The organism is Oligoflexus tunisiensis (genome assembly GCF_001748245.1).
Lineage (GTDB): Bacteria > Bdellovibrionota_B > Oligoflexia > Oligoflexales > Oligoflexaceae > Oligoflexus > Oligoflexus tunisiensis.
Map to the genome: position 1 here is coordinate 822,123 of NZ_BDFO01000001.1, position 15,084 is coordinate 837,206.

The following is a 15,084-nucleotide window of genomic DNA, read 5'->3' on the forward strand; positions in this document are numbered from 1 at the left end:
CCTCACCCTATCTGTGGCCAAAGATAGACAATACCGACTGGCTCAACGCGTGACGCCTTTATTTCGTAGGCAGCCGCAACCCGCTTCGGTTCTTCTTTTAATTCTGTTTGAAGAGAAGCTAATCTCTTTATCCAGTGCTTACGGTCACTCTCAAGCTGTCGAGCTTCATTTGGATCAAGCTGTCTCAGCATAGACAGATTATCTTGAGGGAACTGTCGGCTTATCTGCGATTCTATTTGCTTCTTCTGGTCTTCAAGAATTGCCCTCATGTCGTCGGCTTCTTTGATTCCACGTTTTCGAAGCTCTTGTCCTGCGGACTCACTTATACTTTCGGCTCTTTCATAGAGATGACTAAGAAGGTCTTTAACATCTTGTGCCACCGCTGCTTGTAGCCGACTCATGATCTTTGCTGGGGGGAGCTTGCCTGGAGGATTTATAAGGCTTGTTTCAAGGATATCCAGAGTTTTACGTTCAGCGTCTTCTGCATATGGCTTGAGTTTCCCTTTTCGATCTTCCGGATCATGCCAGCGTGCAGTCACTGAAATAATTTCTTCATGAAGTCTGGCAGCGTTGGCGCCAAAAAGGGCAATTCTGCCTAATAGCACGACTCTCGGAATACTATCATTAGCTTGAGTGTAGCATGCTCTAGCTAGGTCATATGCAGTAAAGCCTTGGGCAAGAAAGCGACCAAGAAGACGTTGCGATACACGATGCTCCAAGTGGAGGTGGACTACACTATCGTCTAAGAGTCCAGGATCTTGAAATACGATAGGGCGGATTGGAGACTGTTTTCGCCACTCCTGATATGATTCGTCAGATTTTTTGGGCTTTCTCAAGCTATCGAGTGTCGTGGCCCAACTGGGTGATGCGCCTCGACCTTGATCTATGCGTGGAAATGTGAAAGTTTTTACGTCATTTGAGGAATCTGCAATTGGCTCTAGCGGGAGAGCTTGTTGCAACCTAAGCGAAGCCGATATTGCCTCTCTGAAGCTGTCTTCGGTAATGTTGATCCATTCTCTAGAGCGCTGCAGTTGAGTTCGTAATCGATCAATCTGTTGGCGGATTTCTGCTTGACGTTCGCGACTAGATTCGAGTTCCTCGTCTACTGTTCTTTTTCTCTCACATTCGTTTTCATCATCTTCAAATAATGCGAGGTGTTGTTCTATTTTGCCATGTCGTATTCCGGAAGAAAGCGTTTCATGAATTTTCACGTCAACTACTTCAGCCATGCTTCCGAGTTCGCGGCGGACAGTCTCAGACTTTTCTATTATCTTGATGAGAATTTGATCTTCTTTACGCTGCTCGTATTCAAAGTAGTGGCAGTAGACTTCAGGACTAGGTTGAAGTTTCCGGTCAATTCGTCCATTTCGTTGTTCCATTCTGCTCGGGTTCCAAGGAATGTCGAAGTGGAACAAGTTATGGCATTGACTCTGTAAATTTAGACCTTCACGAGCAGCGTCTGTAGCGATCAGAATTCTTAGCGGATTGACAGCAGGATCTTCGTTGAAAGCGCGCTTAATTTCCTCGCGCTTTGCAGGGGGAGTTGGTCCATGGTACACAGCGATTCGAAGATTGCCTTGATCTGTTCCTGCAACCAAGACTTGAAGTTGCTCATAAATATAGCGTTTTGTGTCATCCCATTCTGTGAAAATAATGACTCTTGTGTTTTTCCACGGAGCGCCAGATGGAGTGGAAAGTGGCGCCATCGGAAGCCCAGGACACATATTGTCTCGGATCCATGATGTGATGGCTTTTATTTTTGCATCAGGCTGGCCTCGATGAGCCTCAGCTAACTGCGTCATCTGCGCTAGGATGTCTCTTTCAAGGTCAATCTGATTTTTTTCAAATGTAGCTTCAATGCTGGATGCTAGCTCGAGCTGCGCATCAACTTCTGATTCCAGTTCTTCGATAGCAAGGTCGGCTCGTTCATCATTAGCGTTCACACTTTTTCCCAGAAGATCGAGCGTCTTAAAGTCAACGTCGCCCGAGATTCCAGCTTTGACGTTTTCTTTCTGGAGGCCTCGGCAATGTACCCGAAGGGTGCGTACGAATGCCTCGACTGACGAAAGGAGTCGCTGTTGCAAGTGTGTAATGACCAAGCCAGATGCTATCTGCGTTCGTCGAGGTGCTTTATCCAGACGTTCTTCACGTAGCTGAGCATATCTATCCAATAATTCTGGCAGTCGAAGTTCCGCTGAATCGGATGGCAGGCCTGAGATTCTGATTGCCTTAACGACCCTTTTGGGGAAGCCACCTTCAAGTTCTCTAAGGTCTTCTTTTATACGCCTTACTAGGACTGTCTTGACGTTTTTGGGATTTACAGGCACCCCTCGAATAAAACGTTGGGAATCAAGGATCTCCAAAAGAGCTGAAAAGCTATTTGAATGTCCATTGTGCGGTGTAGCCGATAGGAAGAGGCGGTGCTCAAATCGCTTTGATAAGTCTCGAACTGCATTAGTAATTCGTGTGTCAATTGCATACTTAGAACCTGATGCGGGTGCCGCATGATGAGCCTCGTCGAGTACAAAGACGGTTCCGGCCTCAAACTCGCCTAGCAAAGCTCGTAATGGACCGATATAGTTTTCATCTATAAGAAGCTTGTGGGAGATCAGGAATTTAGTATGTGTCATCCAAGGATTGACTGCATACCCCCGTTCCTGACGCGTTTCTCGTACAAAATTTCTGTCGAGTATTTGAAAGGAAAGGCCAAAACGGTTTTCGAGCTCTGACTGCCATTGAGGAAGCATTGAAGGCGGCGCAGCAACGACGATGAATCGAGCCTTTTTACGCAGCATCAATTCTCGGATAATGAGCCCAGCTTCGATGGTTTTACCAAGACCGACATCGTCAGCGATGAATAGGTTAACGCGCGGCATTTCAAGTGCTCTGCGGAGAGGCTCAAGTTGATACGCCTCGATTTTGATCCCGGCTCGGAAAGGGGCTTGGAATAACTTCGGGTCAGTAGCAGTGACTGTATTCCAGCGCAAAGTGTGCAAATATGCTGAAAAAAGTGTGGGGTCGTCAAAGCCTTTTTTTGCAATGTGTGACCAGTCGTCACCATCAAGAACCCGTTTATCTACTTCAGTTTCCCAGAAGACTGATAATGGAGCGCCCTGGTTGTCGTCATCAATACATGACAAGTGGATAACCGAAGCTAAGTTGGGGCTTGGAGCAAGTTCGACCCGCTCTACCAAGTAATTTCGCTGGCGAACGTGGACTAATGTTCCAGGTTTGGGCAAATCTGTGTTATCACTTCGGCTTGCAACGCCCAAAATAGTCCCTCCCTTAAGCCAATAGCATTAGGACTGGCGTAGACTGCTTATAGTTAAGAATGGTATGCAGAAACGTCAGTGTTATTGTGACATTGTTTTGGTAGGTCTATCAAGGGAAGGGGAAATTCTCATGTAGGATCCAAGCACTAGGCCGATTGCTGGAATTCCAATATCTGCATCATTGCTGGGTTATCAGACCCAATTTGCTAGACCGCTAAAGTGCTTAACCGTGAGAAGGCTGTAAGCATTTTGACACCGTGGAAACTCTCTTAACTTCGGAGCTAGTCAACTGCTCCCGCACTTTTCGTACAACTTAAGCCACTAAGAATTCGCTTCGATAATGTCGGGGCGATTTGTAACCCAGCGCCGAATGCATGCGCTGGTGGTTATAGAATTCCATCAGTTCGCAATGGCATCGAATGCTGCGACCTTGGATTTGAAGTGGTTCAGCCAAACACAGTCTTCTTTAAGGGATCTGAAGAACCGCTCAATCATGAAGGCAATATTGCCCCTCGCCTCGCGAGAAGAATTTGATCTCTCGACGGTATGAGATGACTTCATCTCAACACGAAAGCGTATCAAAAAGTCCTATGAATCACTGAAAGAGGCTCGGGAAAAGGACGTCGAAACTCTGAGCGGTTTCGCTCAGGAATCTGCTATTACCAGCTTTGCAAAACTCTCCGGTATATAACCAAGCTTTCTAGCAAACTCCGCAGCCTTCTCAGGGCTGGGCAGGCGGCGCTCTTTTTCGAAATCGCAGACTTTCTGCTTCGAAAGCCCGAGCAGCTGACCAAACTCCTCCTGAGAGAGTTGCTCGCCCTCCCGGATCGACAGCAGCAACTGTCCAAATGTTAAAGGACCCTTGTTCAATTTTTCAAAGAACTTCATAGCCTTCGAATTCTTCTTGGCTTTAGTAGCCATGTTATGAACCTCTATGACCAAAATATTGTCTTCAACTAGATAGACAGCTCGCTATGATTTGGAAAGACGTATAGCGCGTTGAATTCATAGGCAAACTAGCTATAGGTTTGGATCTCCAAAATCAGAGAGCCGTGGAGCCGCCTATGGCGATGGCAAGACTAGCACGATTCATTCTTCTTCCAGAATTGGAACTTCTGAGTGAGACTTGGCAGTCGGATCCTGGGTCTTTTATGTATGAAAAATGGGGCTTTGAAAGCACTTTTAGGACGGATGAACGTAAGGCTCTTGGTCATGGATCTTTGACCGGCCCATGCGAAAAGTTGCCTCGCATTCGGAGATTGTTGGTTGTTCAACTTCTCTTTACAAGGCTGGTGCAGGCTCGACGAGAAGTCACGGGGGCAAACGGAGCCATCCCATGCGCCGGCTTCTTTGCGTAACGCCAAAGATCTTCTCTGGAATGAAAGGCGGTTCGTCATCGAATGGCTGAGTTTCCATCTGGACCTTTTTTGAAATGTGAATACAAAGAGCCATGCATTGACTCCGAGAGTTGGTTTCTCTCTCCTTTGGTGTGAAAAAGGTTATGAAATGTATGCGGTTAAACGCTCACGCATCGCAATATTCCATGTGCAGAGTGGTCTTCCTGTTGAGCCCAATTTAGGGAGCATATGATGAAGCACCAGAACCAGCATGACTGCATCAAAGTGAGCAATTGGACTGGCGCTGTCGATGAGTGAAAATTATCAAACAATTTCCATGGCTCCCTCCAGCTGCAGTTGAACGCTTTTATTGACAAGGACTATACGGCCTAGTATTCAACTAGGCGTGAGATCTAACGGAAGTAAGGTGCCTAATGAAAAAACACACACTTATCTCACTTGCTCTTTTAACCATGATGAGCTCGGGAACGGCATTCGGCCATAAGATTTACTACTCATCTTGTGATGACAGCGCAGAGGCCGAAGACAGAGCCACCGCAGACTTTGATAGTAGCAGGACTTTAGATACGAAAGATTACTCAGCTCCTTTCCGGACTGGTAGTCTAACTGGAATTATGGGCCCAAGCAGCTCCCGAGGAACACCGGCTGAGGCCGAAAAATGCTACTCAGATAGTCCAGAAGCCCGCGAATTACGAGCTGCGAATCCTTCCGCTCCTGAATCGGATCGCGTAGCAGCGATGGCCTTTTGCAAACTCGGTGGCTATGAAAATGCAGTTGATTGCGCCTCGGATGTGTTAAACAAAGGACTTGTTGATGCAGCCAAGGGTTGCATCAACAAACTTGATTCATTCATACACAATCCGAAAATCAACCCAGTAGCTCACAAACTGGGCGGAGCCACATCACCTTCCGGAGGCGTTTGGCACTTCGATTATCGGGAGTCAAAGGACGATGGCGTGCACCGGCATGCTTATAGCGATCAGCAAAGAGACATTGCTGGACGAACCTTTGCTGCAGCGCAACTTGAGCTGGAAAAGGCGCGCCGATCCGTTAAGTCAACCACTGAATCCAACACAACCATCAGTGGTGCCAACCTCGGTATTGACGGCAGCGTGAGCGTTGGAGTTCCAGGAGGTGGCCCAGGCGTTACTCTCGGAGGAAGCGCGGGAGTCAACGGAGGCTCAGAGAAAGGGACATCCACTGAAAAGGGGCCGCTATCTCAAAAGGAATCGGACGAGCTTTGGAAGAAATACTACGAAATGGGAAAAGCAGACCCACAGAAAGCCGGGTTTGAGCCAGACATCCTCTGCATGCGCAATGAAAAAAACTGCCTGACCTCTTCTGGCAAAGTCATTCCAAATCCCAGCTATGTGCCCGATACGGCTTCCAAGAAGGAAGAGGAGAAGACTGGCTCGAGTTCTTCATCGCATAAGTCTACTGACACGAGCTCGCCAAAAACGCCATCACCATCCCGCAATGATGATTTCGGAGGTGGATCATCAATAGAGGTAACAGATGGTGGGCATTGGGCTGGAGAACCCTCAAAACCGAGCGATGGAAGCATGTGGGTTGACTTCAACCAAGAGGATCCTGGTAATGATCCCATGGCCAAATGCATTTTTGATGCCCACATGGAGCAGGTTAAGCACGGAAGCGATAAAACTTATAGCGACGGCAGCGCCGATACAAGGTCGGAAGCTGCGCGTAAGCGTGACGCAGAGTCTCTTCTCAAGAGAGGTATCTGTGATGAAAAATATTATGGGCGTGAATACTGCACAAACTGGAGGAAGAACTTCCAACTGATCGACAGTAACAATGGCCCCGATGATAAACCGATTCCAGGACCAGGAGAAAAGGCAGAGCGACCTGGTTACCTGCACTTTGATCCTGATAGGGTGCCTGTGCAAATCCCAGATTTGAAGGGCGTGATCGATACGAATCCAAATCCGTCAAAATTGCCATCACATCTCAAGCCGTAAAATGGCTTTGAAACCCCTGAAATGCAAAAACCCGCTTCTAACAGCGGGTTTTTTACCTTTGGTGGAGGCGGCGGGAATCGAACCCGCGTCCGAATGTGTGTTGACAAAGGCTACTACATGCTTAGCACCGTTATTAATCCTCTTGCCTCAAGTGCGCACGGACATGCACCCAAGGCCGCAGCCTGATTAATTTCCCTTAACAGCCCCCAGACGGAGAGTCGTTAAGGTAATCCAACAGATAATACGTCTTCCAAGAGTGTTGGAGCCTCGTGGTCAACGCGCAGTCTAATTAGGCTGCGAGTGCGTAAGTATGATCGTTGCCGATTATACGTTTAGTACGCCTTTATAACCGGGTTGCGTACCCACCCCGGACATGCTCCTTAAAATCTACTGCCACACCCGTCGAAACCAGTACGCCCCCAATATTCAGGAAATAACCTTTGGCGGTTATGGCGAAGCCCATACTAGTTGCCTTTTGTTGCCAGTACAACACGGAAATTTGATGCGTCATATTATAAAAAGAAATCCTGAGAACGATATTCTAAGTGTAATTGCCCGTGCTTAGCCCCGTTTCCGGATGCGCAAATTGATAGTCCGGGCTTGATAGGGCATCTTGCTGCAGCGCAACGCACAGTAGGATATCCGGATGAAACAGCACGTGAATATTTTCTTTCTACTACTTCTTGTCATGTCAGGATGCAGGCAGCTGACCAATCGAGTCCAGCCTGCAACACTGGAATGCGGTGAAGACTTCGTTGCGAACGGCCGTCCCTGGTTCCGCGTCGAAACTTCAAGAGGCACCCTCCTTGTCCGAAATGAGTTTGAAGTAATTGGGCTCACTGATGGGACATGGCAGCTGCAGGAAGTCAGCAGCAAGGGCTGTTTTCGTATGCCATCACAGTCAGAATGGATAGTAAGGTCTGTGGCGCATAAGGAATCAAGGCTTATGACCACAGTCGGCATAGTTGATTCCGGGGGACATCGACTGCAATTGGAGCCGAACACCTCTGACCTTTTGAAACTGTCCTGCCCGACAAAGACCCTCAATTCAGCGAAACTGACATTCGAGCAGATTTTTAAGGTGGAAGGATCAGCGTCCACTCGCTTGGGGGTGAATTATGAGCTCTATGATGCCAACTCTGAAATTCCCATTTTGCAAAGCAATTGGCTTTTGGGTAGCCAATCGCTGCCACTGATATCCGGTCATCTAGAGGATGGATCGTACAGTCTCAAGTTCAAGATCCAGGATCTAAGGCAGGATCAAATCAGAGATCATGAATGTAAAGTGGAATTGGATAACACCCCTCCAGAAGCGGATCTGGATCGTAGTCATCTCATCCTGGATACAACCGAGGGTAAGGATTATTTTGTAATCCCCCGGCAGGAGCAGTTGCGGTTCAAGATGCAGACCACGACTAAAGATGACGTGAGGGTGGAGTATTGCTTTCTACCCGTCGACGAAAGCGTTGCTTCCCGTGAGCGCGTTTGTGAGCCAGATCAAATTAGAACAGCAGCGGTTGGGGAACCGATCTCCCCAAGTATGAATTCAGGAACATGGGAATTGCACTTCGCCGCGATTGATGTGGCTGGCAATCGATCAGATTGGAAGCAGGTCACACCCATCTTGTATGCAGATAGCTCAGCAATGCAGCAGATAAAATTGGAAAGTCGGTCAGAAATGCTGCAAACCGAGATTGGCAAGGTTCACGGAATTTTTGATGTCCTTCATAAAGCTTTTTCCAATTATTCCCTTTGGAAAAGTCTCGCGACGGAATTCGAAAGGAATAAAGTTAAAGATGCGATCATCTCGCTCTTTTATGCAGCACACATAGGAATGAATAATTATTCGCAATTTATCAGCATCGCGGGCCGAACGAATAACATGATGATGACGCCTGATGGGGAGAAGTTGATTGCCGGACTCTATGATGGTGATATTCAGGTTTTTGACCTAAGAAGCAAAAAACGAATCTCCACCCTTAAGGGGCACTGGGCATCGGCATCTTCGTTCTCTCTGAGTCCTGATAACAAGATCCTGGTGTCAGGTAACTTTGACCAGACTATTAAGGTTTGGGATCTGGAACAGACCAAGCTATTGAGCGAAATACCCTGTTGCCAAGGTGAGTTTCTTCGTATTGATCTGTCGCCGGATAAAAAGTTTATCGTTGGCTCTTCGTGGAACAAGTTTGTGAAAATCTGGTCCATAGACGGAGTGCTTCAAAAGTCGATATCCAGTGAATCCGAGCAGAATTTTCATCAAGACGTCATCATGGATTTGAAGATTTCTCCAGACGGCAAATATTTTGCAACTGGTTCCTGGGACCGAACGGTCAAACTTTGGGATCTGACATCAGGTGCATTCGTCAGGAAAATGGAAACCGACCATGCCGATGGTGTTAACGCCATTGAGTTTTCCCATGATTCGCGCTTTTTGATATCTGCTGCTAAAGATGGACAAATATTGGTTCATAATGTTGCTGATGGAACATTGCACAAGCGTCTTGCCAGTCTCTCTGCTTCGGTGACGTCGATTGATGTAGGCGCCCACCGCGTTATCGCAGGTTCGCTCGATAATGCCATCCGTGTCTGAGATCTGGAAACTGCCCAATTGGTTGAAGGGCCACATAAAGTTGACTACTTTGGAATGGATGAAGTTGCTATCAATACTGATGGGACTATTTATGCCGCAACGGTCAATACATCGATTCTCCGCATTTGGGGATCAAACGGAAAAAATGACTTTGTCCAGACACTGACTGGGCATACAGGGAATAGCTCCATTCGAAGTTTAGCGTTCGACGAGAATCATCAAAGGCTCTTCTCAGGTGGAACGGATGGCAAAGTTATGGCTTGGGATATGAAGTCCGGAGCAGGCATTGTCGTTGATCAGGCCGATACGATCTATGATTTGAAGCTGTCTCCACAGAAAGACTATCTTTATGCCTCTTCAAAGGATGGGCATGTTCGTCGCTATTCGCTGGAATCACTTGCTGTTGAAAACCCTGTTTTTGAAAGAAGCGGAACCTGGCTCTATTCCATGGCGTTTGACCCTTGGACATCTCAGATGTATCTGGGAAGCTGGGATGGCTATATTCTGGCTCCTAAAGGGGCAATGGAGTCAACGGATGCCAAGGTCTCCGTTGGTTGGGCCAAGTTGTTGTTTGAACCTCAATCCAAAAAGCTACTTCTTCTTTCCCGCGATAAGTATCTAGGGCTTTTTGACCCCGTTTCCCTGGAAGTTACCCAGCAGATTCCGTTTAGCGAAGCACTCATTTCCGGATATCTGTCCACAGATGGAAAAACCGCATTCGTAGGTCTTTGGAATGGCCTGGTGGGATCTGTGGACCTGGCCAGCTTCACAGAGAATTATCACTTTGATACGGATGGCAGTATCGTCTGGGACATCTTCGAGAATTCCAGCACGGGCTATCTGGTCACTGCGAGTAATGACGGCAAAGTGCGCATCTGGAATCCAAAGGATCAGAAGGTCGTTGGTGTGCCTCTCATGGTCTCGTCCAAAGCGTCCCGCGCCATGTATTATTCCGAGAAGGACGGACTTTTGATGACTGGAGACGATGACGGGCTGATCAAAGTTTGGAATTTGCCTCTGACCCGGGACGTCGAGGCGTTGAAGGAGATGGTCTGCGCGGGCGCTGGTGATGTTCTGAAGTCATCCTGGTTCATTGACAAGTATAAGGCCCAGTTTCAGGATTTATGCACCCAGCAGTGAGGCTGGACCAAAGGGCTAAGATGCGGCTACTTAACCATCGAGAAACTGTGGTAGAATAGGATGGTTTAATGTCGCCATTTTGGCTTTTAAGTCGCGCGGAGGGCCGCTTTGGATATCCGGACTACCACCCCAAACCCACAAGATCAGGCCACGGGTGCGCAGAAGCTGGAGACCCCCACCCACACCGGCCCCTCGTCTTTGATGCAGCATTTCGCAGAAGAAGAGAACGATGAGCCCGCTCAGAATCTAGCCTTCTCCTGCCCGATCGACCACGAAGGATCATCCGTTTATGTCCAAGGCTGGGCCCGGCCGCATAATGAGCAGCCGCCGGTGATCTTTGTTCATGATTTGGGTGAGAACGTCGAGCTATACGCCGAAGCGGCGGGACTGCTCGTAAAGAACGGGTTCAATGTCTTCGGTTTCGATCTGCGCGGACACGGCCGCTCAATGGCACTGACCGGGGATGTCTTACGGTTTCAGGATTTGGTGAATGACTTACTGCAAGTGGTAGCCTGGATCCGGCACAAATCGCAGCGGAAAAAGCCCTTCCTAATCGGCCAGGGTGTAGGCGCCTTAATCCTGATGCATTTCCAAACCATGTACCCCCAATATGTCCAGCGATGCCTGCTGCTCTCTCCAATTCTACAGGAGCAAACCGTCCTGCCATTCTTCAGCCGCCTCCTGGTCAGCAGCATGGCCCAGCTTTTCCCCGGGGCAAGAGTACCCCGATTCCTGCTGCCCTACTTTCTACCCCTCAGCGACGAAAGCAAGGAACGCGGCCTGGACGCAACACTCATCATCACCGCCCGCTTTGCCGAGGAACTCCTCCAAGCAATCCGGACCGTAGCCGATGTTTTCAAAACCATTGATGCCAACGTCCTTTTCATCTGCCCAACAGATGACCTTTTCTATAACAATGCTCTTTTACATAAACTCGTGAGTCAGAACAAAAACCCTGTCCAGCTAGAAATCGCTGAAGTAACAGGAATCTCGTCTCACGCTCTTTCCGGCGATCCAGAGGAACTGGAGCGACTCTTTGAAGTCCTCCTACCCTGGATGCGCAAACGTTGTGAAATCTCAGCAACCTCATAATTAGTGACGGTGCCCATGGAAGAATCTTCGCCTTTGGCCATGTCTCTTGCACGTCTGAATCATTTTCGGCGGAATATAAACTTTGCGCTGGGCGCCTTGCGGGTTCTCCGCGGGGCTGTGCTTGCATTATGCACGTTCCTGCTATGGGCCTGGGTCAGTCCAGAAGCCTGGGGACAGCAACTGGCAATATTTCTTGTCAGTCTTTTTGTATTTCTAGTACTTGGCTGGCAGAAAGGCCTGCGTCCAAGTTCGATGAGCGAATGGCTCCTTTCTTTGGAAATGGCCAACCCACAATCGAACAAAAGCGCCTTTCAACTGCCCAAGGATAATGCACTGGATCCAACCTGGAATCGACTCATAGATTCCGAGCTAAAGAGGCACAAAAAAGACGGCTGGCATCTCCTCATCTCAAAGGGTTCATCCCTGCTTATACCTTTGGCAGCGCTCATCATGTTAAGCCAAACCGCAGGCCATGCCTGGGAAAGCGCCCTGCAATCTCTCGAGCGCGCCGCTCTCAGTCTAACCTATGGAGCACGCCTACGCGTGGTCGAAGGCATGCCGGAATCTGAAGGCGAAATGCTCAAGCTCAGCCGCGACACTCTTGAACTTACTGTGCTGGAGCAGAACCTGATTGAAGTTCAGGTAACAGCCCAACCGGAATCGGCACCCAGCCTGCAACTCAAAGACAGCCAAGGCAAAAGCCTGCAAACCTTCCGCCTGGTCAAGGCCGCCGGCCCAGAGGGAAATGAAACCACCGGCCGTTTCTCAGTAACATTTGCACTGACGGAAGACGCCCAGCTCTACCTCAGCACAATTTCAAACAGCACACCAACAGCCGTTATCAAGGTGAAGCGCCTGCCCGTTCCACAAGTAACCTTAAGCACCATCGCAGACATCGAGGAAGCCTGGCCCGATGATAAACCGCTTCCACTCGATATTTTCGTCAAGGCCGAACACCCCCTGCAGTCCGTTCAACTCGTAATCAAAGCCGGTGAGAGAACTCACAAAGAACTGGTCACAGAAGTTCTAGCTCAGGACAAACTGGAACTGGAAACCAGCTACAACCTCCCCCTCGAAACCTATATGGACAAGGACGAGCAGGAACTAGAAATCGTAGCCGAAGCCACCGACCGTGCCATCAGCGGACCCTTGGTCGGGCGCAGCAAACCCCTTGTTATCAAAGTCGTGAGCGCCTACGGCCGCTACCAACAAACCCTGCGCACACTTGCTGAAGCCAAGAAAGAACTGGACCTGGCCGTCCAAGGCAAGGAGGGCCACGACCCCAATCACCTCGCCGAACTCGGCAACAAGGCGGTCAAGCAGGCTGAAGATTCCCCATACTTCGACGGTCTCGACCGCCATCAGATCCGCATGTTCCAGCAAACATTCCAAGCCATCGCCAAGAGGCCGGACCAGGAACTCACAGTTCAGGTCAGCGAAGATCTCAATCGGTTCCTTTTCGAACACGAATCCCTCGACGACCGTGAGCGCGACCGCGACTTCTTCGTCGCCGCCCGGACGCTCAGCCGTCTGCTCGAACAAAAAGCCGAAGAGCGTAAAGTCCCGGTCAACAGGGTCGTGGAACGCATGAAAAACTTCCTCGAAGAGCGCCACCGCCGCTGGGAACTGCGCACGCAGCACATGAGCCCTGAAAACCAACCCCAGGAATGGCCACAGGTTCAGAAAAAACCCTTCACCGAGGCTCTCACCCAGATCGAAAAAATGGACACAAGCAAACCACCGCAAACCGAGGACGCCCTGCAAAAACTCTCGCAGACGGTGGAATCTTATCGCCAGTGGATCGAAGCCCTGGAAAAGAAGGAAGATCAAAGCCGGGCCGAGCAGGAAAAGCAAAGACAGCAGGGTCTGGCTAACGCACAGAACCAACTGCGTGAACTCCAGAAACGCCAAAGCACTGTCTCAACCAAGCTCGACAAGGCTGCTCAACGTGAAGAGGCGGATCTGCAGGAAAGCTGGGGTTCGGTAAGAATGGATCAGAATTCCAATATCAAAGGCACCCGCGAACTCGAAGCCCAACTCCGTTCCATGTCGCCAACTGCCGGCGAAAGGATGAAAGCCGCCGTCCAGGCCATGGAGGCTACGATTGATTCCGGCAATGAGAATAAATTCACGGATGCCGAATCCGCATCAGATATGGCAGGTCGACTCCTCCAGCAGGCTGAAAGTGCCGCCCGTCAGTCGCAAAGGGATAACGGCAAACGCGGCCGTCGTCGGCGCGTGACGAGCGATCAATACTATGGTAATCAGGTCGCCGGTGGTGATGTGGACCTTCGGCGTGACTACCAGGTGAATCGGCGTTACCGCGAGGACGTTCTGGATGACGTCCGCGAACTGAAAAAACGCGAATCCTCGGAGGAGACGGATAGTCTCTTGGAAGATTATCTGCGCAAGGTGATTCGGTGACCGCAGCGGCTCTTGAGAAACGGATTAAGAAACATATTCATGCGAAGCCTCAGGATGTTCGCATTGTCCCGGCCCCAGGGTGGAAGGAAATCTGTGAGGATGAACTCAGGTTTATCCTCAAGACCTTCACCCAGCCCGGGAAATTCCAGGCGGAGATCCAGGACGATCCGGAAGGCATCGGACTCACCCAGGTGGATTTCCGTCAGCTCATCGAAATCCCGCAAAGACTTCTAACCGCGCAAGCCTGCCTTTGGAATATCCTCGACCGGCATGTGGGCAGTTTTGGGGAACTGGAACAGGCCCTCGGAAACCTTGATTTTGACCTGTTTCTCCCTGAAAAATGCCCTGTCCAACTGAAGGTACAATCCTTTCAAAGCCACCTTTATCATGAAGGCAAACTCCACGAGCAGATCAGCCGGATATTCACCGATCACGGTCATACTGTGAAGGATGATGCCCCCTGGTATATCCTGGCCGAGCAGCGCGGCAATCGGTTCAAACTCTTCCTCGCTCTGGGCCCCTACCCCTTGCATCACCGAGGTTATAAAGCAGAAGCAAGGCACGGAGCCCCTCTTCAGGAGTGTCTCGCGGCTTCGGCTTTGCGCTGGATGATGAGCCTTCAGGGAGAATGGCGACCCGATTCTATCGTGGTGCCCTTTGCCGGCAGTGGAACCCTGCTCTTTGAATCGTGGCTCCTCCTGGGACAAATCCCGGCCTATTTGTGGAGACCGGATCAGTATCTTGAAAGCCTTCCGGCAACTCCCCGCGCGACGCTCGATTCCATTCGTAAAAGGTTGCAGGAGCGACAGAGTGCTTTGCCTTCTGCACTTCTCATAGAAAAGGAACCGGACATCGCCGCAGCCCTGCCTGCTCATCTTGAAAACTTCAGCAAGCCTCTCGGTGCGAAGCCGCAGGCGACATCTCTATGTGCTGACCTTTTCCATGCCTCTCTGCCTGATGCCGAACGCATCCTCATGCCCTTGAATCCACCCTATGGGTTACGCCTGACCCGCCCAGCGGATTTTTATAAGGACCTTGCAGACGTTTTGCAAAAATGGCCAAAAAAAGCCCAGGATTTAAGGGGTTTCGTCCTTATCCCTGATGACGAATCCCTCCAGGTCGTCAGGCAAAGATTCGGTTCCGCCGTGCAGGCCATTCAAAACTTTTCCCAGGGTGGCCAGCATATCCGCTGCCTCGCCTTTCAAATCCGCGGGATCTGATTTTTCAGC

The 15,084-nt window shown here is 49.8% G+C and carries 8 protein-coding genes and 1 other RNA gene; 6 read left to right on the forward strand and 3 right to left on the reverse strand.

Annotated elements, in window-relative coordinates; all coding sequences use genetic code 11:
- Positions 1-2 precede the first annotated feature (2 nt).
- Positions 3-3,272: a DISARM system SNF2-like helicase DrmD gene (gene drmD, locus OLTU_RS03710; protein WP_141731409.1), complete on the reverse strand. Its 3,270-nt coding sequence runs from the start codon at positions 3,270-3,272 to the stop codon at positions 3-5.
- Between the two features lie 645 nt (positions 3,273-3,917).
- Positions 3,918-4,193 (reverse strand): helix-turn-helix transcriptional regulator, encoded by a 276-nt coding sequence (locus tag OLTU_RS03715; RefSeq protein WP_218109818.1) that lies wholly within the window; start codon positions 4,191-4,193, stop codon positions 3,918-3,920.
- A gap of 850 nt (positions 4,194-5,043) precedes the next feature.
- Here OLTU_RS03715 and OLTU_RS03720 point away from each other — a divergent pair.
- Positions 5,044-6,609, forward strand: coding sequence for a hypothetical protein (locus tag OLTU_RS03720; protein WP_141731410.1), 1,566 nt, complete (start codon positions 5,044-5,046; stop codon positions 6,607-6,609).
- Between the two features lie 59 nt (positions 6,610-6,668).
- On the opposite strand, the gene ssrA is transcribed toward OLTU_RS03720, so the two are convergent.
- Positions 6,669-7,030, reverse strand: a transfer-messenger RNA (tmRNA) gene (gene ssrA / locus OLTU_RS03725).
- 225 nt (positions 7,031-7,255) lie between these two features.
- Here ssrA and OLTU_RS03730 point away from each other — a divergent pair.
- The 5 genes from OLTU_RS03730 to OLTU_RS03750 all read left to right on the forward strand — a co-directional run bounded on the left by OLTU_RS03730 (position 7,256) and on the right by OLTU_RS03750 (position 15,075).
- Positions 7,256-9,199 (forward strand): WD40 repeat domain-containing protein, encoded by a 1,944-nt coding sequence (locus tag OLTU_RS03730; RefSeq protein ID WP_141731411.1) that lies wholly within the window; start codon positions 7,256-7,258, stop codon positions 9,197-9,199.
- A gap of 54 nt (positions 9,200-9,253) precedes the next feature.
- Positions 9,254-10,339, forward strand: a complete 1,086-nt coding sequence (locus tag OLTU_RS03735; RefSeq protein WP_141731412.1) for a WD40 repeat domain-containing protein — start codon at positions 9,254-9,256, stop codon at positions 10,337-10,339.
- Positions 10,340-10,447: 108 nt separating this feature from the next.
- Complete coding sequence (locus OLTU_RS03740; RefSeq protein ID WP_141731413.1) at positions 10,448-11,431, forward strand: alpha/beta hydrolase; 984 nt, start codon at positions 10,448-10,450, stop codon at positions 11,429-11,431.
- 450 nt (positions 11,432-11,881) lie between these two features.
- On the forward strand, positions 11,882-13,855 hold the full coding sequence (locus OLTU_RS03745; RefSeq protein WP_141731414.1) for a hypothetical protein: 1,974 nt from the start codon (positions 11,882-11,884) through the stop codon (positions 13,853-13,855).
- A complete protein-coding gene (locus tag OLTU_RS03750) occupies positions 13,852-15,075 on the forward strand; it encodes a hypothetical protein (protein ID WP_141731415.1) in 1,224 nt (407 codons plus the stop codon). Before OLTU_RS03745 ends, OLTU_RS03750 begins: the two co-directional genes overlap by 4 nt.
- Positions 15,076-15,084: the final 9 nt, after the last annotated feature.